General features: G+C 64.7%; 23 protein-coding genes. 13 read left to right on the forward strand and 10 right to left on the reverse strand.

What is annotated here, in order from left to right; genetic code table 11:
• The first annotated feature begins 242 nt into the window (after positions 1 to 242).
• The 5 genes from ACFWQC_RS13600 (at position 243) to ACFWQC_RS13620 (ending at position 7,144) form a co-directional block, all read left to right on the forward strand.
• Positions 243 to 2,909, forward strand: coding sequence for a TIR domain-containing protein (locus ACFWQC_RS13600; RefSeq protein WP_378678413.1), 2,667 nt, complete (start codon positions 243 to 245; stop codon positions 2,907 to 2,909).
• 733 nt (positions 2,910 to 3,642) lie between these two features.
• Complete coding sequence (locus ACFWQC_RS13605; protein WP_378678416.1) at positions 3,643 to 4,314, forward strand: hypothetical protein; 672 nt, start codon at positions 3,643 to 3,645, stop codon at positions 4,312 to 4,314.
• A 489-nt stretch (positions 4,315 to 4,803) separates the two neighbouring features.
• Complete coding sequence (locus ACFWQC_RS13610; RefSeq protein ID WP_378678419.1) at positions 4,804 to 5,904, forward strand: hypothetical protein; 1,101 nt, start codon at positions 4,804 to 4,806, stop codon at positions 5,902 to 5,904.
• A complete protein-coding gene (locus ACFWQC_RS13615; RefSeq protein WP_378678422.1) occupies positions 5,901 to 6,686 on the forward strand; it encodes a hypothetical protein in 786 nt (261 codons plus the stop codon). The genes ACFWQC_RS13610 and ACFWQC_RS13615 overlap by 4 nt, the downstream gene beginning before the upstream one ends.
• Positions 6,686 to 7,144 carry a TIR domain-containing protein gene (locus ACFWQC_RS13620; protein ID WP_378678425.1) on the forward strand — a complete coding sequence of 153 codons (459 nt, stop codon included), beginning with the start codon at positions 6,686 to 6,688 and terminating at the stop codon, positions 7,142 to 7,144. Before ACFWQC_RS13615 ends, ACFWQC_RS13620 begins: the two co-directional genes overlap by 1 nt.
• On the opposite strand, the gene ACFWQC_RS13625 is transcribed toward ACFWQC_RS13620, so the two are convergent.
• Together ACFWQC_RS13625 and ACFWQC_RS13630 are read right to left on the reverse strand one after the other, a co-directional pair.
• Complete coding sequence (locus ACFWQC_RS13625; protein WP_378678428.1) at positions 7,125 to 8,045, reverse strand: DUF4231 domain-containing protein; 921 nt, start codon at positions 8,043 to 8,045, stop codon at positions 7,125 to 7,127. The two genes, ACFWQC_RS13620 and ACFWQC_RS13625, sit on opposite strands and share 20 nt — an antisense overlap.
• Positions 8,046 to 8,114: 69 nt before the next feature.
• The gene (locus tag ACFWQC_RS13630; RefSeq protein ID WP_378678431.1) at positions 8,115 to 9,098 is read right to left on the reverse strand and encodes a nucleotide kinase domain-containing protein; all 984 of its coding nucleotides are present in this window, start codon (positions 9,096 to 9,098) and stop codon (positions 8,115 to 8,117) included.
• A 556-nt stretch (positions 9,099 to 9,654) separates the two neighbouring features.
• Between ACFWQC_RS13630 and ACFWQC_RS13635 the strand changes: the two genes are divergently transcribed.
• The 3 genes from ACFWQC_RS13635 to ACFWQC_RS13645 all read left to right on the forward strand — a co-directional run bounded on the left by ACFWQC_RS13635 (position 9,655) and on the right by ACFWQC_RS13645 (position 12,547).
• Positions 9,655 to 10,500, forward strand: a complete 846-nt coding sequence (locus ACFWQC_RS13635) for a TIR domain-containing protein (protein WP_378678434.1) — start codon at positions 9,655 to 9,657, stop codon at positions 10,498 to 10,500.
• Between the two features lie 350 nt (positions 10,501 to 10,850).
• Positions 10,851 to 12,050: an IS110 family transposase gene (locus ACFWQC_RS13640; RefSeq protein WP_378678437.1), complete on the forward strand. Its 1,200-nt coding sequence runs from the start codon at positions 10,851 to 10,853 to the stop codon at positions 12,048 to 12,050.
• A gap of 71 nt (positions 12,051 to 12,121) precedes the next feature.
• On the forward strand, positions 12,122 to 12,547 hold the full coding sequence (locus tag ACFWQC_RS13645; protein WP_378678440.1) for an MmcQ/YjbR family DNA-binding protein: 426 nt from the start codon (positions 12,122 to 12,124) through the stop codon (positions 12,545 to 12,547).
• 431 nt (positions 12,548 to 12,978) lie between these two features.
• Here ACFWQC_RS13645 and ACFWQC_RS13650 read toward each other — a convergent pair whose 3' ends face one another.
• The 3 genes from ACFWQC_RS13650 to ACFWQC_RS13660 form a co-directional block, all read right to left on the reverse strand.
• Entirely contained in the window at positions 12,979 to 13,389 is a 411-nt protein-coding gene (locus ACFWQC_RS13650) for an MmcQ/YjbR family DNA-binding protein (RefSeq protein ID WP_350665160.1), read from the reverse strand.
• Positions 13,390 to 13,514: 125 nt separating this feature from the next.
• Positions 13,515 to 14,069, reverse strand: a complete 555-nt coding sequence (locus ACFWQC_RS13655; protein ID WP_378678443.1) for a putative glycolipid-binding domain-containing protein — start codon at positions 14,067 to 14,069, stop codon at positions 13,515 to 13,517.
• Positions 14,070 to 14,165: 96 nt separating this feature from the next.
• On the reverse strand, positions 14,166 to 14,549 hold the full coding sequence (locus ACFWQC_RS13660) for an MmcQ/YjbR family DNA-binding protein (protein WP_378678446.1): 384 nt from the start codon (positions 14,547 to 14,549) through the stop codon (positions 14,166 to 14,168).
• A 79-nt stretch (positions 14,550 to 14,628) separates the two neighbouring features.
• Here ACFWQC_RS13660 and ACFWQC_RS13665 point away from each other — a divergent pair, with 79 nt between their 5' ends.
• The 3 genes from ACFWQC_RS13665 to ACFWQC_RS13675 are packed head-to-tail and all read left to right on the forward strand — an operon-like array spanning position 14,629 to position 15,921.
• A complete protein-coding gene (locus ACFWQC_RS13665) occupies positions 14,629 to 15,084 on the forward strand; it encodes a nitroreductase family deazaflavin-dependent oxidoreductase (RefSeq protein WP_378678520.1) in 456 nt (151 codons plus the stop codon).
• 1 nt (position 15,085) lies between these two features.
• On the forward strand, positions 15,086 to 15,463 hold the full coding sequence (locus ACFWQC_RS13670) for a nitroreductase family deazaflavin-dependent oxidoreductase (RefSeq protein WP_378678449.1): 378 nt from the start codon (positions 15,086 to 15,088) through the stop codon (positions 15,461 to 15,463).
• 53 nt (positions 15,464 to 15,516) lie between these two features.
• A complete protein-coding gene (locus tag ACFWQC_RS13675) occupies positions 15,517 to 15,921 on the forward strand; it encodes a RidA family protein (RefSeq protein WP_378678451.1) in 405 nt (134 codons plus the stop codon).
• Between the two features lie 94 nt (positions 15,922 to 16,015).
• On the opposite strand, the gene ACFWQC_RS13680 is transcribed toward ACFWQC_RS13675, so the two are convergent.
• Positions 16,016 to 17,245, reverse strand: a complete 1,230-nt coding sequence (locus tag ACFWQC_RS13680; protein WP_378678453.1) for a hypothetical protein — start codon at positions 17,243 to 17,245, stop codon at positions 16,016 to 16,018.
• Positions 17,246 to 17,437: 192 nt separating this feature from the next.
• On the opposite strand from ACFWQC_RS13680, the gene ACFWQC_RS13685 reads away from it, so the two are divergent.
• Entirely contained in the window at positions 17,438 to 18,151 is a 714-nt protein-coding gene (locus ACFWQC_RS13685; protein WP_378678455.1) for a TetR/AcrR family transcriptional regulator, read from the forward strand.
• Positions 18,152 to 18,614: 463 nt separating this feature from the next.
• Here the strand turns inward: ACFWQC_RS13685 and ACFWQC_RS13690 are convergent, their stop codons facing one another.
• Together ACFWQC_RS13690 and ACFWQC_RS13695 are read right to left on the reverse strand one after the other, a co-directional pair.
• A complete protein-coding gene (locus ACFWQC_RS13690) occupies positions 18,615 to 19,052 on the reverse strand; it encodes an NUDIX hydrolase (protein ID WP_378678457.1) in 438 nt (145 codons plus the stop codon).
• A gap of 143 nt (positions 19,053 to 19,195) precedes the next feature.
• Positions 19,196 to 19,561, reverse strand: a complete 366-nt coding sequence (locus tag ACFWQC_RS13695) for a DUF4345 domain-containing protein (RefSeq protein ID WP_378678459.1) — start codon at positions 19,559 to 19,561, stop codon at positions 19,196 to 19,198.
• An 18-nt stretch (positions 19,562 to 19,579) separates the two neighbouring features.
• Here ACFWQC_RS13695 and ACFWQC_RS13700 point away from each other — a divergent pair, with 18 nt between their 5' ends.
• Complete coding sequence (locus tag ACFWQC_RS13700) at positions 19,580 to 20,395, forward strand: helix-turn-helix domain-containing protein (RefSeq protein ID WP_378678461.1); 816 nt, start codon at positions 19,580 to 19,582, stop codon at positions 20,393 to 20,395.
• On the opposite strand, the gene ilvD is transcribed toward ACFWQC_RS13700, so the two are convergent.
• Positions 20,392 to 22,086, reverse strand: coding sequence for a dihydroxy-acid dehydratase (gene ilvD, locus ACFWQC_RS13705; RefSeq protein WP_378678463.1), 1,695 nt, complete (start codon positions 22,084 to 22,086; stop codon positions 20,392 to 20,394). The genes ACFWQC_RS13700 and ilvD overlap by 4 nt on opposite strands.
• Positions 22,083 to 23,879: a beta-galactosidase family protein gene (locus tag ACFWQC_RS13710; protein WP_378678465.1), complete on the reverse strand. Its 1,797-nt coding sequence runs from the start codon at positions 23,877 to 23,879 to the stop codon at positions 22,083 to 22,085. The genes ilvD and ACFWQC_RS13710 overlap by 4 nt, the downstream gene beginning before the upstream one ends.
• Positions 23,880 to 23,904 lie beyond the last annotated feature (25 nt).

Here is a 23,904-nt window from a genome sequence, read left to right on the forward strand (position 1 = left end):
GGAAGCAGTACTGAAAGGGCCATGTGCCTCAGGCTCGTCGCGTCCGCAGCCGGTCGCTAACCGGTGTCCGCAGCGCTCCAGCCGATCGGTGCAGCGTCGGCCACTCGCACTTCCGTCCATCACCGCCTCAAGCCTCGACACAGTTGGTGCGCCCCACTGGCGGCGGTATGACGCTAGTCGGGACAAGGCGGACTCCCGGCGGAATGGGCGCATCGGGACGGTTGCCACTGATGTGGTGTGGCGTGGCCGCATCGATCGGGACGGCACACGCGCCGATGGGCGCAAACGTGCCTCGCCTGCCGGTCGCCGTTCGCGTTGAGGACGGTGTGTTCCGGACCCCCCGATCTGGATATCGAACGGTGTACTGTGGTGAACCCGAAGCCAGAGCTGGAGGTGCGTTGAAGGCGTTCTTTTCCCACTCGCATGTAGACAACGAACTCGTAAATGCGATCGCATCCCGGGTTGGCCGCCCTTTTGTTGTGGTGGACACGAGAACTTTCCGCGGTGGCGATGACCTGGTTGCAGCCATGGAGAGTGCGATTCAGGGCGCTGGACTATTTGTTCTCTTTGCCAGCAGGGCAGCCCTGGATTCGGTCTGGGTTGATTTCGAGGTCAACGAGGCTCGCTTCCATCAGGCGACCGGGCGCATCAGGAAGACGATGGTGGTGATCCTCGACGACCGGTTATCCGCCGCCGACCTGCCCAATTGGTTGACTCGGAGCCTATTAGTGAACTCACGATCTCCCGGACCAATTGCCCGCGCCATTCGATCGGCGATTGACGAGCTCGTGGGCGAGGGGCAGCACCGCTTCTTCGTAGGTCGAGCGCGCGAGATAGCTGACCTCCAAGCCGCCCTCGTGCCACCGAATCAAGAGGAGGAACCTTCTCTTGTGGTGACGAGGGGGCTGCCTGGGATTGGCCGCCGGACGCTTCTGCGGCGGGTGGCTACAGAAACCCTCGGTTTCGACCGGACTCTAACCCTTCGGGTCGAGGCCGGCGACACAAGCCAGGCGTTGGCTGTCAAGCTCAACGACCTTGTGAACCCTGTAGCGACCCCTCAAGCCACCCTAGAGGTGGCACGTCAGATTGAGGGGTTGTCGAGCGACGAGGCTCTTGACCACGTAGTAAACGATCTGCGAGCAGCGAGCAACCTGCACGAGCTTGTCGTCTTCTACGACGATGGAGGACTGCTCGCCGATACAGGCGCCTTCACGGCGCCGATCGAAGAGCTAGTCCGCAGGGCGAGCCGCGATCGTGACCTTCTGCTTGTCGTAGTAAGTAATCGTCGTCCAAATCTAATCGGCGACCTTGCGGATCTGAGCACCACGGTCGATGTGCAGCCTCTGGCTAGGAGCGAGGTACGCCAACTCTTGGCCCTTTTCGCAAGATCCCAAGAAGTCGAGTTGACTCCTGGCGAACTTGGGGCGCTAGCCGCTCAAGTGCGCGGCTACCCGCCGGCGGCCGCCGCTGCCATCCAGGTGGCCAAGACCTACGGGCCACCACTGGCTACTGGACCCCAGTTCGCTGCAAGCTACTCACCCCGCCCGCTCAACAAGTATCTGCGAGATCTCACCGTTGGATCAAGCGCCCGTCGAATCCTCGGAATCCTGGCGCGAAACAGCCCTCTCCCAATCGACGTGATTGGCGCGCTTGCGAAGACCGATGAGGACGCCGCCGCCGCCTTGCGTGAACTCATCGACCTATCGCTCGTAAGTCCGGTCAGCGGAACTTCGTGGTATGCAATCAGCGAGCCCGTGGCTTACATCGTCGACCGCGAGTATCCGACGTGCACGATCACGGACTATGAGATGTTAGCGAGTGAGCTTGAGGAGTTTCTCTCGAATCAGGACGAGGGTGGTCCATACTTGGACATTTCCCGAGTGCTTTACCGCGTCTTGTCTCATGCAGGGCTTGATCGCAGACCTCTTGCTTACGCCTTGTCGAGCGATTGGCTTCGGCTGGCCGAACAATTCTATCACCAGCGGAATTACGACAGATGTCTTGAATACGCGCATCTGCTGCTCGAGACTTCGCCCAGTAGCAAGGCCCTCGAATGGTGCATCAAAGCTAAGGTGAAGCTTGGCCGGTACGCGGAAGCTCTTGATGACATCGCACAGCTAAGCAGTCTGGGCGAGCCGAGGGATGCGGCCTTCTATCGGGGATTCTTGGAGCGGACCCGCGGTGACCACCGGGAAGCCATTAAGCACTACGAGCGGGCCAGGACCCTTGGACGTGGCGGTCTTGCACTAGAACGCGATTTGGCGGAGTGCTATTACCAAACCAACGACCTTGATTCCGCGCTGAAGCATGTGCAGGCGGCTCAGACGCGTCAATCGGACAATCCATACGTGGTCACTCTGAGAATCAAGATCGCCTGCAAACAGGGCGACGAGGCAACAGCCCGCGAGTTGCTGCCAATCCTGGACGAGGTTGATCGTCCAGGGTTTGCCGCGCATCGACATTCCCGGGTCAACCTAGCCTTTGGAGATGCCGGACAAGCTCTCGAGTTCGCCAGGCAGGCGGTTGCTGATCTGGCTCGGCCACCTGCAGAGATGCTCTCCAACCTCGCGCTATGCGAATTGAAGAATGGCTACGTGGATGAAGCCGACGCAACGGTCGCACGGCTTGCCAAGTACTACGCCGTTCAGCAGCGCGACGTCATCCTCGGCTTGCGGGCGCGCATCGCTCTGGCCCGCAGCGAGTTCGAAGAGGCCCTGGCTCTGTCCGATCAGTTTGAACGCCGGGAAACAGCGACACATAAGGCGATACGTCGCGACGCTCTGGCAGGGCTTATCGCGCACACCTCGATGGCTCATGCCGAGAAGGCCAAGCTGCAGGCCGAGGTCGACGAGCTCAATCGGGTGCTCGACACGTCTACCTGGATTGAGTTAGACATCGAAGCCGACTAGGGCATCTTCGCGCGCGCATCGCGTCGTGTTCCCGACTTCCGCAATCTCGAGCACTAGCGGCTACGCATGCTGCTCATCGGCGGCGGACAAGCCTACAGCGACTGGCTCGAAGACCGCGGCGAGCACCAACATCCGCCAGCATAATCCGGCTCGTCCGAGTTCCGATGGAGGGTGACCAAGATCGGGAGCGACCAAGCAACCCGGACCGGAAGGCCTCGACAGTGACTGAGCCTACGGCGTGCAGTGCCGCGCGCTCCCATGCCGACTCGCCCTACCGTTCGCGGTGTGGATCGTTCGTGAATTCTCGCTCTTGTACCGGGTGACGAATGCGGCGATAGACAGTTTCCCACCCAGAGGACACTCATACACTGTAGTGAGCGAGGCCGAATCCCTGCCGTTCACGCTGCAACATCGCCGGTCGTGCTAGCGAAACCGTTCTGCCGGTACGGGGCGCAGAAGCGACCCCAACGTGATCGGTGCTGTGCGGCCGAAGCGTTTGCTGCGGGTCTACGCGCTTGGTTTCGAATGATCTCGTTGCCCATTTCAGTCCACCCATTCACGCCGGTTACTGTCGGATTGTTTCGCGAGCCGCTGGTTGACTGCTGCTTCGCATTGCTAGGCCGCTTTCCCCGCAGCGTGGTAATCCACCGGATACAGTGGTCCTTGAGTGTAGGAAGTTCATCGCGCAAGACCTCGTCGATTAGCAGGCGGGGTCGTCGCACGAGGGGGTCCGATGGAAGCAGCCGACGCGATAGCCCTGTACGGTGCCGCTTTGGCATCGGTCCTCGCGGTTAGCCAGGGTGCTTCCGCCTGGCGCCAAAGGACTCGGATCGAGGTGCGCGCCCACTTCGAGTATGAGGTGCACAATACTAGCGGTACGCCCGTCCTGGTCGAACGTGGCGACGATACGAGGATGGAGCGCGTCGCCGTGCGTTTCACGATCAGGAATCTCGGCGGAAAGCCAGTCCAAGTGTCGGGAGTGCTGATCGAAAGCCTCGATTCCAGCAAGATGACTCTGCACACGCACCGGATCACTCCGATGGGCATACCGATTGTTCTGGACCCGGGAACAGAAGCTGAGACAGTTATCCAGAAGGAGCAGATCGATCTCTTGGATTCCTGCACTTTCCTGGGGATCGTCGATGGGACCGGCCGACGGCACGGGGTTCCTTCCGACCAAGCCGCAGAGATCGTGAAACAGAGTTGGTCACTTCCCACACGCGTCGGGGTGTTTCAGCGCCGAGACGACCCAGCCAAGCGAGTGGTGGCTTTCAGAGCCACTGATCCAGCCCGCTTGACAACTCGAGTTGCCGTGCGGTCACTGTGGCGACGGCCAGCCAAACTGATTGCAGCGCGTCCGCGTACCGTCCTCGAGACACTCCTCGACGGGGGCAGCCTCGAGTGAAGACGCCAGGTCCCTCGGACGATGCCGACGGTGGATGACGAGGCTTGAACGAGGGCGGCGCATCACGCTCGCCCTTCCTATGGCCCTCGAGGAATCCACCGGGTCTTGCGTTGGCGGAGAAGCATCTAGATGCAGCCAGCTCGCGCGCAGCCACGGCCAGGACACAACGACCTCGCGATCGGTCACGGGCGGCCCGGATGCAGCGCACGACGGAGGCATCGTTGATTCCGGACGAAACTGTCGGTACTAAGCGCTACTCTCGGTTGCGTGCAGATAGGCGCGTATCAACAGGTTGTCGCCAACGCTCAGGCGACAGAAGACACAGCACATGAGCTTGTGCCGCTCTTGGGTGCGGGTGCGCACGTCGGAGCGATCCTTGATGCCCAGCAGAGGTTCCTGCGGGACAGGATCTCGACAGAAGGTCGTACGCGTGCCATCAAGAGGGCCGTGGGCCGACTTGTACGCTGGTGTGCTGTGGTGGCGAATCAGATGGCTCTCGATCTCGATCAGATCGCTTACGATAATCTGCGTAAAGTAGATGAGCGTCACCGGAGCCTCGGGCACGTCGGCATCAGGTCAGACGCCCCGACTGGAGGCGAGCCGCTTTCTTTTTCGTCCTACGCTCGCTTGGCGGCGGAGACAGACCAAGATATAGGTGCTGGCTCAGACCCCTTGGGTCTAAGCGTCCCACTGCTCGGTTTGGCAGGTGAGGTTGGCAGTCTTTTCGTAGAGCAGAAGAAGCGCTACCGCGGGGATCCCGATGTCGAGGACTGGGGGAGTTTTGTCGCCGAAGAGATTGGCGATCTGCTGTGGTATGCCTCAGCCGTATGCCGGCACCTCGGCGCTGACATTGATGCTGTCATGAAAGTTGACGCCGATCGCTTGCAGGGAGTCGAACCGGTCGAGGGAGCGCTGCGCCGCGAGCCGTTCGATGCCGAGTTCCCTTCTGAGGAACGGTTCCCGCGGCAACTGCACTTGCGTTTCGTGGACGACCGCACCACCAGCGAGCCGACGGTGACAATGACGCTTCTGGACGCCGTCCCGAACGCTTTTCCTGGCGGCGCGGTCCCAGTTGCTGGGGGGGATAGCTCGAAGATGATGGGCTATTCGGTCGGGGGGCAACTTGGCGATCAGATCCACAACAACTCGCACTCTGACGACGCTTATCGGTTCCATGACGCCATTCACCTGGGGTTTCTTGCAGTATTGCAGTGGTCACCGAACCTTCGCAGCCTTCTTCGGGTCAAGAGGAAGTCGGTTCCGCACATTGACGACATCGAGGACGGCGCTCGAGCGATCTTCGCAGAAGAAGGCCTGGCGGCCATTCTCGCGAAGCAGGCATTTGTAAACGATGACTACCTTGACGTGCGCAAGGTTCCTGAGGAGCTCCTCGAGCTGATCGCCGACGTGACAGACGACTTGGAGGTGTCCGTCTTGCCCCTCTGGCTCTGGGCTGAGGCCATCTATCAGGGATTCCAGGTGATGGTTCTGCTTGCCCGCAACGGGGGAGGCTTTGTCCTCGCCGACCTTGATGCTGGTCGGCTGAAGTACTCCAAGACCCCCTTCTCGCTAGGAGCTAAGACCTCATGACTGCGCCCGATGTTCGTCCACCGAAGCCCCCGTGGACGCCGCTCGTCGACAGCGGGAAGGGTTACCTTTCGGTGTACCTCAACGACCCACTTGCGCGCTGGCCAGTGCGCGAGATCACCAAGCCAGCTGACAACAAGAGCGACCCGAACATCGAGACTGGGACCTACGGTCTCTTCTCGACTTGCGAACCCTCGATGCGCAAGGCCGTCGTTGCCAACGGCGCTGCCACCGTCTTCTTCATGACCACTCGCGACAAGGTCCGCTGGTTGACGGGCTACTACCACATCGGTTGGTCGGCACCCGGCGTGCGGGGCGCGAGCCGTGGCGACTACGCACTAGCCGCGGATGTGGTTAGGTTCGTGGACCCGATCGATCCCAAGAGCCTGGCGAAGCCGGCTCGCTCAGACCTCGTTGTGCGCTTCCGGACCCAGAAGCCGATCTCAGCAGAGGTCGTGAGCCAGTTGCGCGCAGAGATCGACAGTCGAGACTCGCGGACCGATGACTATCTCGCCGAGGTCAAGCGCTTGGAACAGTTCTCGCTGGAGCACTCCGGTTTTGCTTACCCCTCGTGGGGGCGGGACACCGGATTCAGTTGGGCCGACGCACCTACGTACCTGCCCAGCGATGACACGTCGAGCACAGTCGACGCTCCGAATAGCAGCCCGTCCGGACGGTGGCGATGCGGGGATTGCCACCGTGTAGTGGAGAACAAAGCTTTGCTCAAGCGATGCCCCGCGTGCGGTGAACTGGGGACACTTGCGCCAGATATGGATGGTGACTGATGCGCAGGGTTTTCTTGTCCTATCAACATCGTGATCAGATGCGGGCTAAGGGCTTCAATCTGATGTCGTACAACAAGAACCTCAAGTTGAACCTTTCCGTACGTCACCTCCTTGATCCAGTCAACAGCGAAAATCGCAACTACATCACTAGCAAGATTAAGGAGCAAATCAAAGGCACGAGTGCGACGGTCGTGTTGATCGGAACAGACACTGCCAATAGCGAGTGGGTGGCACGCGAGATCGAGTGGAGTCGCGAAAAGGGGAACGCGCTAGTCGGAATCTTGATCGACAATGGTGCCGAGATCCCCGCCGGTTTGACTGAGGCGGGAGCAGAGATTCTTGACTGGAACAAGCCGTCCGACACTGGTGAGTTCGGACCTGCGGTTGAGCGTGCTGTCCGCGGTACCGCGCGAGGTATCGACATGCCGCGAAATTCGATCAGCCATTGCTCGCGGTGACAATCCCGTTTCGTGCGCACCACATGGTGTGCTCCCGTGAGATCGCCTCCTCTGCTTCACCGACCAAACGGGGCCAAGCGGATTCTCGGGCATTCTTCGCCAAGCTGGCCGCCATACCCAGTTCTTGAGCCGCAAGGGCGTATGCGGTGGCGTTAAAGCTGTGTTGACGCAACTGAGATTCTGCTATTAGAGCAGCGCCGATGGTTGCGAAAAGTCCCAAGAAGTCGACATCGATGACTCCCTCCGCGCGGAGTAGACCGAGCGCTAGTCCGATGACAGAGCTGACCACAGCGCCGGACATAAGTTGACGCCCTCGTTTCCGGTGGAAGTCGGCTTTCGTGGCGTACCAGTGCTGTTGGTCTTCGATCCTGCCGACGACGTAGGCGTCGCGGCGGGCCGTGAATGACATGGCGCGTAGGGCGCGCATCCGCGCCGTTATCTGATCGCCTGGAGGGACTGGAGCGTCGACGTGGTTCAGTTCGCCAACGATCTGACGCAGACGGTCGATGAATGCCTGGTCGACATCGACGGCGTTCAAGGGGAACGGATCGGCGCCAGTGACGTAACACCAGGTCAGTGACTTGACGGACTCCGCCGCAGCGCGACCTTGGTACCAAGCTACGTCCGGCTTGCCGAATGCGAGCCAGACTGTCAGCCCGGTCGCAGCCATAAAGGCGACGACAGCGATCCATCCCATCACGTCCTGCGACCTGATCGTCCAAGTGACGGCTCCTGCGAACGCTCCCACTGCCAGTGCAATGAGGTACCAGCGATTTCGCCAGAAGGTCTTGTCGCGGCCTGTCATGGATGTGGCGTCGGCCAAGCGGTAGAGGTTCGGGAAGTCACCCTCAGCAAGGGTCGGGGGCCCGCCCTCAGGCGGCAGATCGGTCGTCAGCGACATGAGGCGATGGTAGCGAGGCCCAACGACCCACGGACGTCGCGTTCGGCCCTGACGCGGGCCAAGAATCCGCTAGAGCGTGTGAACCAGGTTCCACTTCGGTGGAAAGAACGGCGCGATCAGGCGTCCTTTGGGCGCGAACTGCTGCTTGATTCGGGTTCGGTTACCGATGCCGGGACGGTTGGGATGCACGACTCGCGCGTACTTGTCGGTCTCGCAGAACAGGTTCTGACAGTCGATGAGCTTGAGCCTTCGTCCGAAGAGGTCCTGAAAGTCGATGCCGAAGAATTCCAACTGCTCCTCTTGCGTATCGGCCATGGCGCGAATCAACGATGCCGGATCGACGGTGGCGCCGGGGAAGCACTTGGCCAGGCCGCTGAGTGCCCCGGGTCCGGCCACGACAAAGTCATCTTCGTCGAAGTCGATTAGCGTGGAGTAATTCAGATCGATGGTCAGCTGAAATGCCAGAAATGGTCCAAGAGACGGGAATGATATCAATCGTAAGAACACGTCCTTCAGGGAGTGGGCTGCCGCGAGATCGCGCTCCAACGTGCTGCCCATCATGTGCTCGATCAATCGCAGATGGTTCCGATGCTTCCGAAGTTCGCCGAACGGGGGCGGAGGGACGATGTAAGCCGCCGAGTACACGCGCTCGCCGTTTGCAAGGCGTTCATCGAGGACCCTTGAGTACTCGTCGACGTTGAAGTCGTCGGCTGTGATGGTCTTGCGGGACGATTCCAGCGCTGACCAAGTTTGGGGCTTGTTGAAGAACCGGAACAGAAGGACTCGGAGTAGCAGGTCACGCGGCTGCTGCGGTCCCTCGTAGATGATCCGGATCAGGTCCTGTGAGACCCGGTCAGCTGCGCGGTAGGCATTGGTGAAGCGGTACCGTGAGATGACTGGGTCCACCGTCCACGGGGCCTGTTGACCTGCAAGTCGGGCGTGGTACACCCGCTGCCGTTCCGCTGCGAGTGTCCAGTAACTCTGTAGAACCTCACTGCCAACGATCTGCCGCCCATTGACCCGACCTGTCCACACAGGGCCATCCTCCCTCATCGACGGAGGAGGCGCACGCACGCGAACCGGTCGCGAGGTATCCGACACCCCTACGAGGACGACGTTCGGTGGTCAGCACGCGGCGCCCGTGTGACAGCCGTGTGCCGTACGACTGTCTTCACCAGTTGATCTTGCGACCTCGCGGAGACGATCGCCCGCGAGTTGCGTGAGCTCGTTCCAGTCGTATGTCGCATGGTGCGCTCGCCGTCTCAGTGGTGGAGCAACTGGGGCGAGGTCCTCTCGTCCGACTTGCAGTCCACGACGATGTGGTCTACCCGGCGAACATCTACACCTGCTGGTGACCTAAACAACAGGCAGGTGCGGAGGGCGCTGTGAAGTCTGGCTAAGATGCGCCAGGAGTCTCGACTCTTGGTCGACGTTGGACCGCCGGTTTTGGCGCCCAGTTGGCAACCGTGGGTTACGCCGGAGGGTGGTTGGCGTGGCGGACCGGGCAAGTGCAGGATGGCGCGGTACGGGTCGCTCTGACGACTGAGAGATCCGGTAGCCGCACGGCAGCGGCTGCGTGGTCTGATGATGTGGATGAGAGGGTTCTCAAGTGACGGTTGTTCGTAGGCTCCCTGAGCCGCAGATCCGCATCCAGGTCGAAGAGGCGGTTGCGGCAGGTGAGACGCTCAAGTCGGAAGCTCAGGACTTAGCCGTATTGCGGACGGCCTTTGGGACATGGGACAAGCGGAACGAACTTGTTCTCGAGCGGGCCTTTGAGAAGAGCGGTTGGCTCGATTCCACCCCGAAGGACGAGTACGTGAGCGCACTTGGACTTGAGTATCCCCTTGGCCCCGAGGTGGCAGACGTTGTGACGGTTGACGGGTTGCTCGCCGATGTTGACGTCAAGATTGAGCGATTGCAGCTTCTGCTCGCGACACTCGATGCATATGACGGTCCGGCCAACGATGCGCCAGGCTCAAGTACCGACGGACCGGCGACGGTCTTTGTAGTGCATGGCCGAGCTGACCAACCGCGCTTGCAGGTCGAGAACCTGATTCGGCGCGCCACCCAGATTGAGCCGGTCGTTCTCGCGGATCAGATCGGCGGGGGTGCGGTGACGATCATCGAGAAGCTAGAGGAGCATCTTGGCGCCGACTCCTCGGCGGCCTTCGCAGTCATCATTATGACCGGAGACGATCTTGGGCGGCTTGCGGAGGATGGCGAGATCGACCAACCACGCGCGAGGCAGAATGTAGTCCTCGAACTCGGTTATGCGATGGGAACTCTCGGTCGGCGGCGTGTCGCAATCCTGCACGAAGGTGGCCTCGAATTGCCATCAGACATTGCCGGAGTCGCCTACTACCCGCTCGACGACGCTGGCGCGTGGCGAACGCGCATTTTGGGTGAACTCAAGGCAGCCGGCATCGCGGTCGATGCGGATGCCCTTCTTAGTTGAACAGCGCGCGGGATGACGCACCGATGGCGCCGCTGCGTCTAACAACTTGGAGTTTGTGCAGTGCCTCGTATGCCGCAGTCCTCGCAGAAAGGTGCTCGTCCAGTTCAGACAACGTCACTCTGGGCTACTAGAGGATTCCCGTAGGACCGGCGTCCGGCCAGACTCGGTCCAGGTGTCCGGTGGGCTTGCTCTCTTTTGGGCTGCCCACCCGTCTGCGCGGGTGTGGCTCGATTCCGGTTTGCGGCCTGCCGGGCACCGCTGACGAGGCGTGCCTCAAGAGGGGACTGCCCAGCTCGTAGTAGCAATGCCCACCTCGCCGTCCCAACCGGAACGAGCGCAGGGAGTAGCGCATGGAACAGGTCCTCATCGGGGTCGATCCCCACAAACTGTCCGCCACGATCGAGGTCGTCGACCAGCAGGAGCAGCTCCTCGGATCTGGTCGCTTCAGTACCGATCAGGCCGGGTACGCCGCGATGCGCGCCTACGCCAAGGCCTGGCCGGAGCGAGTCTGGGCAGTCGAGGGAGCCAATGGTGCCGGGCGTCCACTCGCCCAGCGGCTCCTCGAAGCCGGCGAGTATGTCGCGGACGTACCAGCCAAGCTCGCTGCCCGTGTTCGGCTCTTCGGCACCGGCCACAACCGCAAGACCGATGCCCACGACGCACACGCGGTCGCCATCGTGGCCGTGCGCACGAGGAACCTGCGGGTGCTGAAGGTCGACGGTGCGCTCGAGGCCTTGCGGATGCTGGCCGACCGACGCGAAGCACTCACACGGCGTCGGGTTCAGACCGTGTGCCGGCTCCAGGCGCTGCTCGCAGAACTTCTTCCTGGTCAGGCCAAACGTGACATCACCACCGGTCAGGCCAAGGCCATGTTGGCTACGGTCCGTCCCAGGGACATCGCTGGGAAGACCCGCCGCCGTCTGGCTGCCGAAGAACTCGTCGAGCTGATCGCGGTCGAAACCAAGATCAAGAAGGCCACCGCCGAGCTCAAGGCGATGGTCCTGGCCCGGGAGTCACGGCTGATGGACATCCACGGTATCGGTCCCGTGGTGGCCGCCAGAATCCTCGCCGACGTCGGCGACGTCGCCAGGTTCGCCGACCGCAACCGGTTCGCGTCCTGGACCGGGACCGCGCCGCTGGACGCCTCCTCGGGCGAGCAGAACCGGCACCGTCGCTCGCGGGCCGGGAACCGTCAGGTCAACCACATGATCCACATCGCCGCGGTCACCCAGCTGCGCCTCGACACCGAGGGCCGCGCCTACTACCGGCGCAAACGCGCAGCGGGAAAGAAGCCGCAGGAGGCGCTGCGGTGCCTTAAGAGACGCATCTCCGACGCCATCTACAAACAGCTCCTCGCTGACGCCATTCGCCGCCATGGAGCGAGTCCGGGAGGGCACTGCGGGGCGTCTCAAGAATCCAGCGCGGTCGACCTGCCCCCGCATGTCGACACTTCGGATCAGCCACTCCCGGACCCGCGAACCCGACGCTACGCCGAGCAGCCACGACCTCGAAAGAGCCAACCCGAACGAGTCCTTCAAGACGCCGGTTGACAACAGAGGGGAGCCGAAGTGACGCACGCGGAGGCCGCCCACGCGTTGACCGTGACACCTAGCCTGACTGTGTGAGAAGAACAGGCGACCGGCCGGCGCGGGTCGAGGACGTGCACGAGCTTGCCCTTGGCATGCCCCACATCCGCGTCTACGCGGGCACCCAGGACAGGCCCGTCTATCAGGTAGGCGGAAAGTCGTTCGTCTTCTTCCGGAACCCGCGTCCTGACGCGTTCGACCCGGACACCGGCCAGCGTTACGACGACGTCATCGTCTTCTGGGTGCCTAGCGAGGGTGACAAGCTGGCGATGGTGCAGGACGAGTCCTCGCCGTTCTTCACCACTCCGCATTTCGACGGCCACCTGTCGGTTCTAGTCCGAGCAAGCCGGCTTGGGGAGATCAGCTATGACGAGCTCGCTGAGGTCGTACAGGAGGCTTGGCTTTCGCGCGCGTCAGCTCGCCGAAGAGCGACCTGGCTCGGGGAGCACCTACCGGGCTAGCGCGAGGACTCGTTGGCGGCGCCATGACGCAGGCGTCGCATGGCCCCGACCGCACAGACGGCGGGCCGGGGCTCTATGCATCAGCCGTCGGCCGGGGCAGCACGGCGATCGCGCGGCCGTGGCTGACCCCCAACTTGGGTGATCGGGCACGCGGCCAAGGAGGGAGTAGCCGGGGGAGGAGTGGCGCTGACGCTAGCCCGGCCGACCGACGGGCTCGATGCGCCAGGCACGCGCGATCAGCATCTCCGGGGTACGTTCCTGCTGGGGGCGCGCAGCGATGCCGAGCTGGCACAGGCTCCAATGGCGGCGGTCGCGGCAGCCGCGCGGACCAGCAGCTGTCGACTCATCAGTGTTCACTCTACGAAGCGCGTCGCGTGGACGCTCAGGCACGACCCCGCTCTGTCACAGTGACCGCCCTGGGGACCGCACGATCATCGATCCAGCCGGTGCCTCAGCTTCTTAGGAGCGCAGAACCGGTAACTCTCGGTCACCAGCTCGGCCACCTCTTCCCAGTCTGTATCGCCGTCGAGCACCATGCCGACGACGGTGGGCGACCACGGAGGCTGGTAGAACGGTGGCCCGGCGTGGACCAGGGCCAGCAGTTCGTCGCCGGAGGATCGGAAGGTCAGCACCGTGGTGGGCTCGGTCACCCCGGTCATATCGCGGTACGCCGACGTGTACCCCTCTTGGGCGACCAGGACGTGAGCGAAGGTCTTCTTCCTGACTCGCCACCTGACGCCGGTCCAGGCATCCTCCTCGTAGGCGTCGGGAAGCGACAACGCGGTCGACGCAACCTTGGCGACTACGTCGGCGGCGGGCTCGATGCGCGGCGGCCGGGACATGCCGCAAGTCTGTCAGCGACCGCGCGGATGACGGCGTGGGTAGGTCCTCGCGACGCGACCTGTGCGGAACAAGAGAGCAGTTTGGAGCTGTGTGCTCGGCCCGTGCGCCGAGGACGGTTCGTCTCTCAGGCGAAGCGCGTCGCGATCCCGGGGTAGTCGAGGACGAGCCCATACTTGTCGTACACCAACACGGCGTTGAAACCGCCTTCGGAGTGGTAGTCGAACCGGTGGTCGTCGAGGCGTCGGTAGGACTGGTCGAGGCGTCTGACCTGAAGGTCAAGTGCCTGGACGTAGGCGGCTGGCGCGGTGACGACGTCGCCTAGCGGCGGGTCCAGCCGGTGGACGGGAAGGGTGTTGGTGCAGGCAGAGGCCTCGAGGTCGACGTCGTAGAGCCCGTCGAGCTGGGGCGCCGACCGGCCATCGACGGTCCAGGAACCTTTGCCATCGGAGACAAGTACAGTGGACCGTCGCCCGCGAGCGGTGTCATTGTGGACGTGGACTTCGCGCGTACGCCAGAGGGCATCAACCGAGATCTCATAGTGGACCGCGTAGGCCTGGCCCGCCTCGACGGCTGAGGTGTATCCACGGATGCCGGAGGCGTCCCGATAGACGACCACGAACCCGTCGACGGCGTCGACGAACTGCCACGCAGCGAACGGCGGGAGCTCCTCGTATGCCATGTCGGGAGTAAACCAGCAAACACCCAAGCGAGGTGGCGCATCTTGTGGGCAGTATGTCTCGCCCCGTCACGCACACGATCTCGGCGAGTCAGAGCTTCAGCCGTCGAATCCTTCGACCAGCTCAGCTGGGGCGGCGGCGAGCCAGGCGTCGACCAGCAGGTCGCGGAGGTCACCTGGGGCAATGGCGCTGAGCTCGATGAGTACGGCGGGGTAGTTGTTGAAGTGCTCGATGGTGAAGACCCCGTCGATGCCGGCGGCGAGGACGCCTTCCTTCTCGTGCAGGTCGGCGGTGTTGACCGCGAGGATCGGCGGGGTGGGCGGGGTCTGGTCGCCGAAGCGCTTGATGTCGGCCTTGCTGAACGGGCGGAGCCAGGCGAAGCCCTTGCCGCGTACGGACCAGGTCGGGTTCCCGTAGCGCTCGCCCTCGGTGACCTCGGACAGTTCAGCGATGATCCGAGCCACGTCTTGGAGCGTTGCCATGCTTGGAGCGTAGTTCGTGGCGTTGCTCGATCGGGCAGGATCGACGAAGCCGGTGGGTAAGGTCGGTTCGGTGACGTCCATGGTCGACTCGGTCGTGTCCCGGCTGTTGCGGACCCGCGCTGTCGTACGCGCGCCGATCTGGCTCTATCGACACCGGGCCGGCTGGCTCTTCGGGTCCCGGATGTTGATGCTCGAGCACATCGGACGCCGATCAGGGGTCCCGCGGTATGTCTGTCTCGAGGTCGTCGAGCGGCCGAGCGTGGACGAGATCGTGGTGGTGAGCGGTTTCGGCACCGGGGCGCAGTGGTATCGGAACCTCCTGGCCGAGCCTGCATGCCGCGTCAGCATCGGGAAGCGTACGAGCGTCGCGGCGCAGGCGAGGTTTCTCTCGGAGGAGGAGTCTGCTGCGGCGCTGGCTCGCTATCAAGAGGCGCACCCGAAGGCCTGGCGGCGCCTGCGCGGTGCGATCGAGACGGCGGTCGGTCACGAGGTCGAGGGACTGCCAATGGTGAACCTGAGACTCATAGGAGACTGAGATGCGTCGCAAGTGGCTGTGGTTGATCAAGAACACGCTCAACAAGGTGACGACGCGGGTTGCTCGTTCCGGACACGGGCCGTTCTCCCTCGTGCGCCATGTCGGCCGGAAGTCGGGGAAGACGTACGAGACGCCGATCATGCTTGCGCGGGTGCCGGAAGGTTTCATCGCGGAGCTGACGTACCGCGAGGACGTCAACTGGTATCGCAACATCGTCGCTGCCGGAGGCTGTGAGGTGTTCGTCGACGGGCAGTGGCATCAGATCTCCGCGATCGAGCCCTATACGTCCGAGGCGGGGCGGGACGCTTTCGGTTATCCCGCGAAGCTGGTGCTGCAGGTGCTGCAGAAGCACGAGTTCAGGCTGCTGCGTACGGCCTGATCCTGTGGCGAACATGGGTCATGTTGCTAAAGCGCAGGTGAGAGGATCGTCCGGTGAATCCTGCAATCCGTCTCATTCGATCTGCCGAACTCAGTGCCGCGCCCTATGCGTACGCGTCGGTCGTGGATAGTGGCGTGCGCCTCGTCTTCCTCGCCGGGTCGTGCCCTCTCGAGAAGGACGGGACGACGGCAGCCGTGGGTGACTACGCGGGCCAGGCTGCGAAGTGCATTGAGACTCTGAGCGAGGCTCTCCGGGCAGTGGGCGCAACGCTGGAGAACGTCGTGAACACCCGGCTTCTGGTGGCATCTTCGCAGCGGTCGGATCTTGTCGCGGTGTGGGAAGTCGTGCGGGACGCGTTCGGGGATCATGACGTGCCCAGCACCCTGATGGGCGTGACAGTGCTGGGCTATGAGGATCAGCTGGTCGAGATCGAGGCCATTGCCGCGGTTTCCGGCTGACCTCAGTCGGGTGTGCTCGCCACCGCGGCGGCCAGTCCCGTGGTGGTCACGTCGTGCGCGGTGAGTGCGAATCGGAGCCTGTGATTCGGCAGGCCTACTTCGTCGGCCCACTGAGCTCGCGCAAGTGGTTGCGGAACTCGGCGCCGTCGGCGGGGGAGCGGTACTCGAGCTCGTGAGCCACCTCGCTCGCGACGAGCAACAAGCTCGGCTGGGACCGCCGTTCATGGTTGAGTGCCGCGCCGGCGAGCTCGAGCGCCGTCACCGGGCTACCGTCGCGGGCGGCGAGGACGGCCTTGGTCAGCTGGGCCTCGGCGAGTCGCATCGGGCTGATCACGGTGCCGTCGGGGCGGGTGCTGGTGGCGATGACGGTGTCTGCCATCGCGTCGGCCATGCGTTCGCGGCCGTGCAGGGTGCGGTAGGCGTCCATCGCATAGAAAGAGGCTTTGGTCGGGTCGACGTTGAAATGGTTGCGGACGTTCGATGGCAGGTCGTTGCCGTCGAGGACCTCGCGCACTCGATCGAGTGCGACCTCGGTCTTGTGGCTGTCCTTCATCCGGGCGTACGCCTTGGCCTTCTGCGCATGGAGCTGGGCGGCGACTGAGGCGTTGGGAGCACAGCGGATGCCGGCGTCGGCAGCTGCGATCACATTGGGCATGTCGCCTTGGGTCAGCGCCATCCACGCCCGGATCTCCCAGGTCCAGGCGGCCATCACGTTGTCGCCCAGGTCCGCGGCGAAACCTTCGGCGGCGACGCGGGCTTGGTGCGTGGCCTGCTCGTCGCCCTGGTCCCACATCAGGCACGCCCGGAGAAGCGAGAGCCAGCCGGTGAGGTGGATGACGCGCTCATGGCCGGCGAGGGAGACCCGGCCTTCATGCACCAGAGAGGCGAGCTCCTTCAGCCAGTCGTCGACCTCGACGGTCAGTGAGCGGGCGTCCTGGGCCGAGTAGGCGGTGCACAGGCGCTCGACCTCGGCCTCGGCCTGCGCGAGGTGGGCCTCGCCGACCTTCGGCATACGCAGCGCGGCCACCAGGTCGGTGAACTCGGTCGGGCTGAGCCGGTCCGGGACGTTCTGGTTCGCGAGCGGGCGCTGGGCGAAGAAGTCGGCGACCGGCAGGTCGAACATCGCGGCGATCGCCTGCTGAGTCTCGGGCGACGGATTGGCGATCTCCCCACGCCGGTAGCGCTTGAACATCGCGATCACGGAGTCCAGCTGAGTCTCTTCGTGGAAGGGCGACAGGGCGATGTAGTGCATCGCGGTCTCTCGGTTGCTCCAGCCCTTGGCGGCCTGAAGGCGTACCAACCTCTCGTGCCACTGCTCAGCCATCCGGCCTCCCGGTGCGTTCGGTGTCTCGTCGCGCGTGCCGAGGCGACAGGACGACTCGCACAAACCTAACAACGAACGCGGGGGACCGGGGGTCACTGGGATCAACGGCGATGCTCCCCACCTGCTCTCTGCCAGTCCATGGTCGTCCGCGGCCATCGTGAGTGTGACAGGACTCCGGACGAGAGGATCGCGATGAGCCAGTACGCGCTCGCCACCGCAACCCGACCGGGTCGGCCTCGGGTGGTCCCCCGGTTGGCCAACGCACGTGCACCACGCGACGAGATCCTCCATGCGGCGGCCGAGCTCTTCGTCAACCGTGGGTTCGCGGCGACCTCGACGCGGGACATAGCGGAGAAGGTGGGGATCAGGCAGGCGTCGCCGTACTACCACTTCGCGGGCAAGCCGGGCATCCTCGCTGAGCTCCTGGAGCTTTCGGTGCGGCCGAGTCTCGAGAAGGTGGAGAGGATCGAGCTGGCGTGTCCGGCCGACGTGCCGGAGGCGGCGCTCGACCTGTTGGCCCTGATCGACGTGGAGGCGCTCGCGACCGTGCCGCACAACCTCGGCAAGCTCTACCGGATGCCCGATGTCAGGAGCAGCGAGGTCTTCGCGGAGTTCCAGCCTGCGCTGCAGGAGCTGACCGCTGCGTACGGGCGGTTGGGTGCCGACATCGTCAGTAGCACTGTTGCCGCCACGGTGAGCATGGACCAACTGGGTGGGTTGCTGGTCCAGGCGGTCGAGGCGGTGACGAGGATCCGGTCCCGCGGCGGCGAGGTCACGTCAGTGCAGGGGCGAGCGATCGCGGCGACGTGTCTTCGGATCTGTGGCGTGCCCGAGGCGAGGATCGTTCGCGCAACGGTCACGGCTGACGGCCTCTTGCTGCGGTTCGCCGAGGAGCGGCCGGCGTAGCGGCACGCGTGGGGTGAGGACCTCAGGCCATCGCCTCGTCCTCCCACGAACTTGTTGCGATGCATCGCCCGACCGTCGTGTCGATCGGTGGGACCAAGGACTTGCAGGGCGGGCACAACGACCGTACGCCCACGTCAACAGCGCGACGTACTACGTTGGCTGAACCACATCGAGGAACGCCCCTGCGTTCGGAAGGAAGTGATGGAGTTGAAACGATGGAGCGAGCTGAGCAGCCGCCAGCAGACAGCCGTTCTGGTTCTGGCCTCGATCCAACTGTCGTTGGCTGCGACAGCGTGGACCGACCTGGCAGTTCGGAAACCGGAGCTGGTCAACGGGAGCAAGGCCAAGTGGGCCGCGGTCATCGCGGTGGACTTCGTGGGGCCGGTGATCTATTTCCTTCGCGGGCGGCGAGCGCCTCGTAGTCCTGGCTGACCGGTCCGACGGTGACCCTGCCCTGACGTGCTCAGGGGTTGGGATCGAGGTGGGGGAAGTTGCGGTTGAGGGCCCAGTCGATCCGTACGCGCTGGCTCCGGTCCATCTGAAGGCTGGGGACGATCGTGGGATTCACCCATTCGGCGTGGGTGTTCTCAGCCGACGGAGTGGGCTCGCCGGCGAGGTAGCGGCCGGCGTAGATGATGGAGCACTCCTGGCGTACCTCGCCGTTGGTGGTGTTCTCGATGCGGTGGCGCGGGTCGGTCCAGATCCCGACCAGGCCGGTCACCTCGATGGTGATGCCGGTCTCCTCGAACGTCTCGCGGACCGCGGCCGCGGTCAGCGACTCACCGGGCTCCATCGCGCCGCCGGGCATCGTCCAGTTGCCGGTGTCGTTGCGGCGGATCAGCAGGATCCTGCCCGGGTCGTCGAGCACGAAGGCGCCGGCGCTGGGCCGGATGCTGTTCACCTCGGGGGCCGAGGGGTCGTTGTGCCAGTCGACTCGTTGGCCCAGGTGGCTCGCCCTGGGCGCGCGCGGACGTGGCGTATGTACAGACGTGTCTGATGTCGGCCGAGATCCCACGGCGCCGAGCATAGCCGAATTCAGCCAGGTCAAACGCACACAAGCAGGGCCGTGCCGGCCACGAGTTCGACCCCGAAGTAGAACCAGATCGGATAGAAACGTACGGGGGTATCGAGCAGGCGCGAGACGAGTCGGCCGCCGGCCATCCCGATCAGGGCGAGGCCGACGGTGGTCACGGCGCCGGTCCGGATGTCGCCGATGTCGAGAGCGGCGGCGCCCAGCACGGCGGCCATCGCGATGCCGAACCCGCCGTAGACCGCGCGGATCTCGGAGCGGGACTCGGGCGTCTTCGCCGAGAGGTGGAACGGGGCGGCGAGTGCGCCCGGGGTGACGAGGGCGTACGTCCCCATCGCGAGGAAGAAGACGCCGATGACGGCGATGGTCAGGCTGGCCACGGTGTTCACCGTGGGATCATGACGCGCATGGCGACCGAGCCGCTTCCGGATTCGTGCTGCGACGACGCGCGGCCGACGGTGTGGCTCTGGTCGGGACATGCGGCGTACCGGGGACCGTCGCTGCGTCTGGGCACTCATTCCGGGTCGGTGACCTGCTTCGCGTTGGGTCTGGACGCTCCCTTCCTGCTGCGGTCAGGTCAGGCGGAGCCACGGCGGGTGCGGAGCGCGCTGATCCCTGCGCGTACGTCCCATCAGATCGTCGTGGGGGAGGAGCAGACGATGCTGTTCTTCTACGTCGACCCCGGCGCATCGGGGACGGCCCACCTGCTCGGGCAGATGACCGACCGGGCGAGCACGATCGCGTACGACCATCGCGACGAGGCGGCACTGATCGCGGACTGGAGCCAGGGGCCGGTCACGGATCCCGAGATGCTGCGACGGCGTCTGCTCGATGCCGGTGAGACGTACCCGACCGACGAGCGGATCCGCGTCGCCATGCAGCTCCTTCGTGACCGGCCCGGTGAGCGGGGGAGTGCGGCGGAGATGGCCGCCGCCGTCAACCTGTCCCAGTCGCGCTTCCTGCACCTGTTCTCCGCCCACTCGGGAACCAGCTTCCGTCGCTACCGCCTCTGGGCCAGGATGCGGTACGCGGCAGCGGCTGTCAGCCAGGGTGCGGACCTTTCGACGGCCGCCAGCGATGCGGGGGTTCGCCTCGCCGAGCCATTTCAGCGACACCTTCCGGGCGATGTTCGGACTCACCGCCACGCAGCTGCTCTCCAACCAGCTCCGGATCGTCGTGATGGAGCATCGCACGGACGACGAAACCCTGACTAGCTCGTGACCGCGCCGACCGCGGCCGACTGCACCGTGCGCCGGTACTTGCCGAGCACTCCGCGCTGATACTTCGAGGGAAGTGGCTCCCAGCCGACCTTCCGCCGCTCCAGCTCCTCGGGTTCCAGCCCGACCTCGAGGGTGCGGTTGACGACGTCGAGGACGATGGGGTCGCCGTCGCGGACGAAGGCGATCGGGCCGGCGTCGACGGCCTCTGGGGCAATGTGACCGACGCAAAGACCGGTGGTTCCTCCTGAGAACCGGCCGTCGGTGATCAGCAGGACATCCTTCCCGAGGCCAGCGCCCTTGATGGCTCCCGTGATGGCGAGCATCTCCCGCATGCCTGGGCCGCCCTTCGGGCCCTCGTTGCGAATGACCACGACGTCGCCCGCGACGATGAGCCCCGCTTCAAGGGCGTCCATCGCGGCCCGCTCGCCGTCGAAGACTCGGGCAGTGCCGCGGAAGACGGTGTCGTCGAAACCGGCTGTCTTGACGACAGCGCCCTCAGGGGCGAGCGAGCCCTTCAGGATGGTGAGACCACCGGTGCGATGGATCGGCCGCTCGAAGGAGTGGATGACCTCGTCGTCGAGCGCGGGCGGGCTCAGCTCCGCGAGGTTCTGCGCCATGGTCTTCCCGGTCACCGTGAGGCAGTCGCCGTGGAGCAGCCCTGCGTCCAGGAGCGCCTTCATCACGACCGGGATCCCGCCGATCTTGTCGACGTCGTTCATGACGTACTTGCCGTAAGGCTTGAGGTCGGCGAGGTGGGGGACCTTTTCTCCGATCCGGGTGAAGTCGTCAAGAGTCAGGTCGACCTCAGCCTCGTTGGCGATGGCCAACAGGTGCAGGACGGCGTTGGTGGAACCGCCGAGGGCCATCACGACGGCGATGGCGTTCTCGAAGGCATCCTTGGTCATGATCTGGCGCGCGGTGATGCCCTTGCGAAGCAGCCCGACCACCGCTTCGCCCGAGCGGTGGGCGAAGCCGTCGCGGCGTCGGTCGACTGCGGGCGGCGCGGCCGAGCCGGGCAACGACATGCCGAGCGCCTCAGCGACAGCAGCCATCGTGTTGGCCGTATACATACCCCCGCAGGCGCCCTCGCCAGGACAGATCGCCTTCTCGATGCGGGTGACCTCATCGCGACTCATCTTCCCCGCGATACAGGCCCCGACCGCCTCGAATGCGTCGATGATCGTGACGTCGCGGCCGTCGACCTGTCCGGGCATGGTCGAGCCGGCGTAGAGGAAGACCGATGCGAGATCGAGCCGAGCAGCCGCCATCAACATGCCGGGCAGCGACTTGTCGCAGCCCGCGAGCAGCACGGAGCCGTCGAGCCGCTCGGCGCTCATCACGGTCTCGACCGAGTCGGCGATGATCTCGCGCGACACCAGCGAGAAGTGCATGCCCTCGTGGCCCATCGAGATTCCGTCGGAGACGGAGATGGTGCCGAACTCCAGCGGATAACCGCCGGCCGCGTGAACGCCGTTCTTCACCGCCTTCGCGAGCCGGTCGAGGGACAGGTTGCAGGGCGTGATCTCGTTCCACGACGATGCGACGCCGATCTGAGGCTTCGCGAAGTCGTCGTCTCCGAGTCCGACGGCCCGCAACATGCCTCGGGCTGCCGTGGCTTCCAGGCCATCGGTGACGGCGCGCGACCTGGGCTTGATATCAGGTGTGTCGGGGCTGAGTGGGTTCACATGTACGAGGCTAACCGTGTGGTGACCTCGACGCCGGTCGGCAGGGACTCGACGTACTCCTCGGTCGGCCCGAAGTCCGGGTCCTGGTGGACCTCGACGTACGTCGCGGGGTGGGTGAGGTCGAGGATGGAGATCTGGTTGGCGCCGGCACGCCAGAGGGGAGCGGGGGCGTAGAGGCGGCGCTGGGGGCCGCGGCTCCACAAGCGGCCGAGCAGGGTGCCGTTGAGCCAGACGAATCGGTCGCCGTCACCGGGGACCGCGAGCCAGCCGTCGGCGGGGCCGTCGACCTCGATGACGGCATGTGCGACGCCGTCGAGGTCGTCAGGCGCCCAGCGGTCGAGGGGTGTGGGGTGGTGGTCCCAGACGTGGACGAGGCGCCGGTCGACCTGGACGCCGCCGAGGATCCCTTTGTGCTCGCCGAGCAGCGGGCCGTAGTTGGCGCGTCCGAGCGCCTCGACGACCAGGGTCAGCTCGGCGACCGTGCCCAGGCCGGGAAGAGTCAGCACCGCGGCCTCGGCGTCGTCGCGCTCGAGCAGGCCGAGGGCGCGCCCGTCCAGGAAGACGTACGCCCTGTCGTGCAGTCCACGCACGGTGAGATGGACGTCGTGGCTGGGGAGCGTGACCGAGGAGCGGTACGTCGCCAGTCCGGCATCGATGCCGAGCTCCTCGAAGCTGAGCGGCCCCGCCGCGCGCGTCGCCGGCCCACGGGTCACCAGTGACAGCGGGTCGGTGCCGCGCGAGACCGGCGCAGACGAGAACGCGTGACGCGGACCAGTCGGCGGCAGCGCGGGCAGCGCGTCGACCGTGCGTCCGGTGGCGGGCGCCAGGATGTCGCGGTAGAGCCGGAACTTCTCCGAGACCCGGCCGTCCTCGCCGACCGGGGCGTCGGAGTCGTAGCTGGTGACGGTGGGCTGGATGCGGCGGCCGTCGTGGTTGGCGCCTGCCCAGAGCCCGAAGTTGGTGCCGCCGTGCGCCATGTAGACGCTGACCGAGCCGCCGAGGTCGACGATCTCGCGCAGCGTCGCGGCGGCGCTCGACGGGGAGCGTACGTGGTGGTTCTCGCCCCAGTGGTCGAACCAGCCGTTCCAGAACTCGGCGCACAGGAACGGCTCGCCGGGCCGTCGGGAGGCCAGCATCGCGCCGGCCTCGGTGGCACGGCTCCCGAACGTCGCCGCGGCGAGCGTGCCCTCGACCATGCCGGCTTCGAGCATGACCTCGGTCGGGCCGTCGGCGGTGTAGAGCAGCTCGGTGATGCCGCGGTCGAGGAACCCCTGCCGGAGCCAGGTGAGGTGGGCGGCATCGTCGCCGTAGGAGCCGTACTCGTTCTCCACCTGCACGGCCACGACCGGCCCGCCGTGACCGGCTTGGAGCGGGACGAGCTGGGGGAGCAGGGTGTCGAACCAGCGCGCGACCGCGTCTTGGTAGACCGGGTCGGTGCTGCGTGGTGCCCGGGTGCGGGCAGTCAGCCATGACGGCAGCCCGCCGTTGGTCCACTCGGCACAGATGTAGGGGCCGGGGCGCACGATCACGTCGAGCCCGAGATCGCCGGCGATCGTGATGAAGCGGGCCAGGTCGCGAGGCCCGGTGAAGTCGGGGGAACCCTCGTCGGGCTCGTGGAAGTTCCAGGCGACGTAGGTGTCGACGGTGTTGAACCCGGTGGCCGCGACCCGGCGCAGCCGGTCCTCCCAAAGGTCCGGGTGGATGCGGAAGTAGTGGATGGACCCGGACAGGATCCGGTGGGGGACACCGTGCTTCAGGAACACGCCGTCGCGCCAGGTCAAGGTAGGGGTCACCCGCCCGAGGTTATGACAACTTTTG

Origin of the sequence: Nocardioides sp. NPDC058538 (genome assembly GCF_042719275.1) — a bacterium.
Taxonomy (GTDB): Bacteria; Actinomycetota; Actinomycetes; order Propionibacteriales; family Nocardioidaceae; genus Nocardioides.

Coding starts and splice junctions, on each gene's coding strand:
- ACFWQC_RS13605 (WP_378678416.1), top strand. CDS start 3,643: ATGGAAGCAGCCGACGCGATAGCCCTGTACGGTGCCGCTTTGGCATCG.
- ACFWQC_RS13610 (WP_378678419.1), top strand. CDS start 4,804: ATGGCTCTCGATCTCGATCAGATCGCTTACGATAATCTGCGTAAAGTA.
- ACFWQC_RS13615 (WP_378678422.1), top strand. CDS start 5,901: ATGACTGCGCCCGATGTTCGTCCACCGAAGCCCCCGTGGACGCCGCTC.
- ACFWQC_RS13620 (WP_378678425.1), top strand. CDS start 6,686: ATGCGCAGGGTTTTCTTGTCCTATCAACATCGTGATCAGATGCGGGCT.
- ACFWQC_RS13625 (WP_378678428.1), bottom strand. CDS start 8,045: ATGTCGCTGACGACCGATCTGCCGCCTGAGGGCGGGCCCCCGACCCTT.
- ACFWQC_RS13630 (WP_378678431.1), bottom strand. CDS start 9,098: ATGAGGGAGGATGGCCCTGTGTGGACAGGTCGGGTCAATGGGCGGCAG.
- ACFWQC_RS13640 (WP_378678437.1), top strand. CDS start 10,851: ATGGAACAGGTCCTCATCGGGGTCGATCCCCACAAACTGTCCGCCACG.
- ACFWQC_RS13650 (WP_350665160.1), bottom strand. CDS start 13,389: ATGTCCCGGCCGCCGCGCATCGAGCCCGCCGCCGACGTAGTCGCCAAG.
- ACFWQC_RS13655 (WP_378678443.1), bottom strand. CDS start 14,069: ATGGCATACGAGGAGCTCCCGCCGTTCGCTGCGTGGCAGTTCGTCGAC.
- ACFWQC_RS13660 (WP_378678446.1), bottom strand. CDS start 14,549: ATGGCAACGCTCCAAGACGTGGCTCGGATCATCGCTGAACTGTCCGAG.
- ACFWQC_RS13665 (WP_378678520.1), top strand. CDS start 14,629: ATGGTCGACTCGGTCGTGTCCCGGCTGTTGCGGACCCGCGCTGTCGTA.
- ACFWQC_RS13670 (WP_378678449.1), top strand. CDS start 15,086: ATGCGTCGCAAGTGGCTGTGGTTGATCAAGAACACGCTCAACAAGGTG.
- ACFWQC_RS13680 (WP_378678453.1), bottom strand. CDS start 17,245: ATGGCTGAGCAGTGGCACGAGAGGTTGGTACGCCTTCAGGCCGCCAAG.
- ACFWQC_RS13685 (WP_378678455.1), top strand. CDS start 17,438: ATGAGCCAGTACGCGCTCGCCACCGCAACCCGACCGGGTCGGCCTCGG.
- ACFWQC_RS13700 (WP_378678461.1), top strand. CDS start 19,580: ATGACGCGCATGGCGACCGAGCCGCTTCCGGATTCGTGCTGCGACGAC.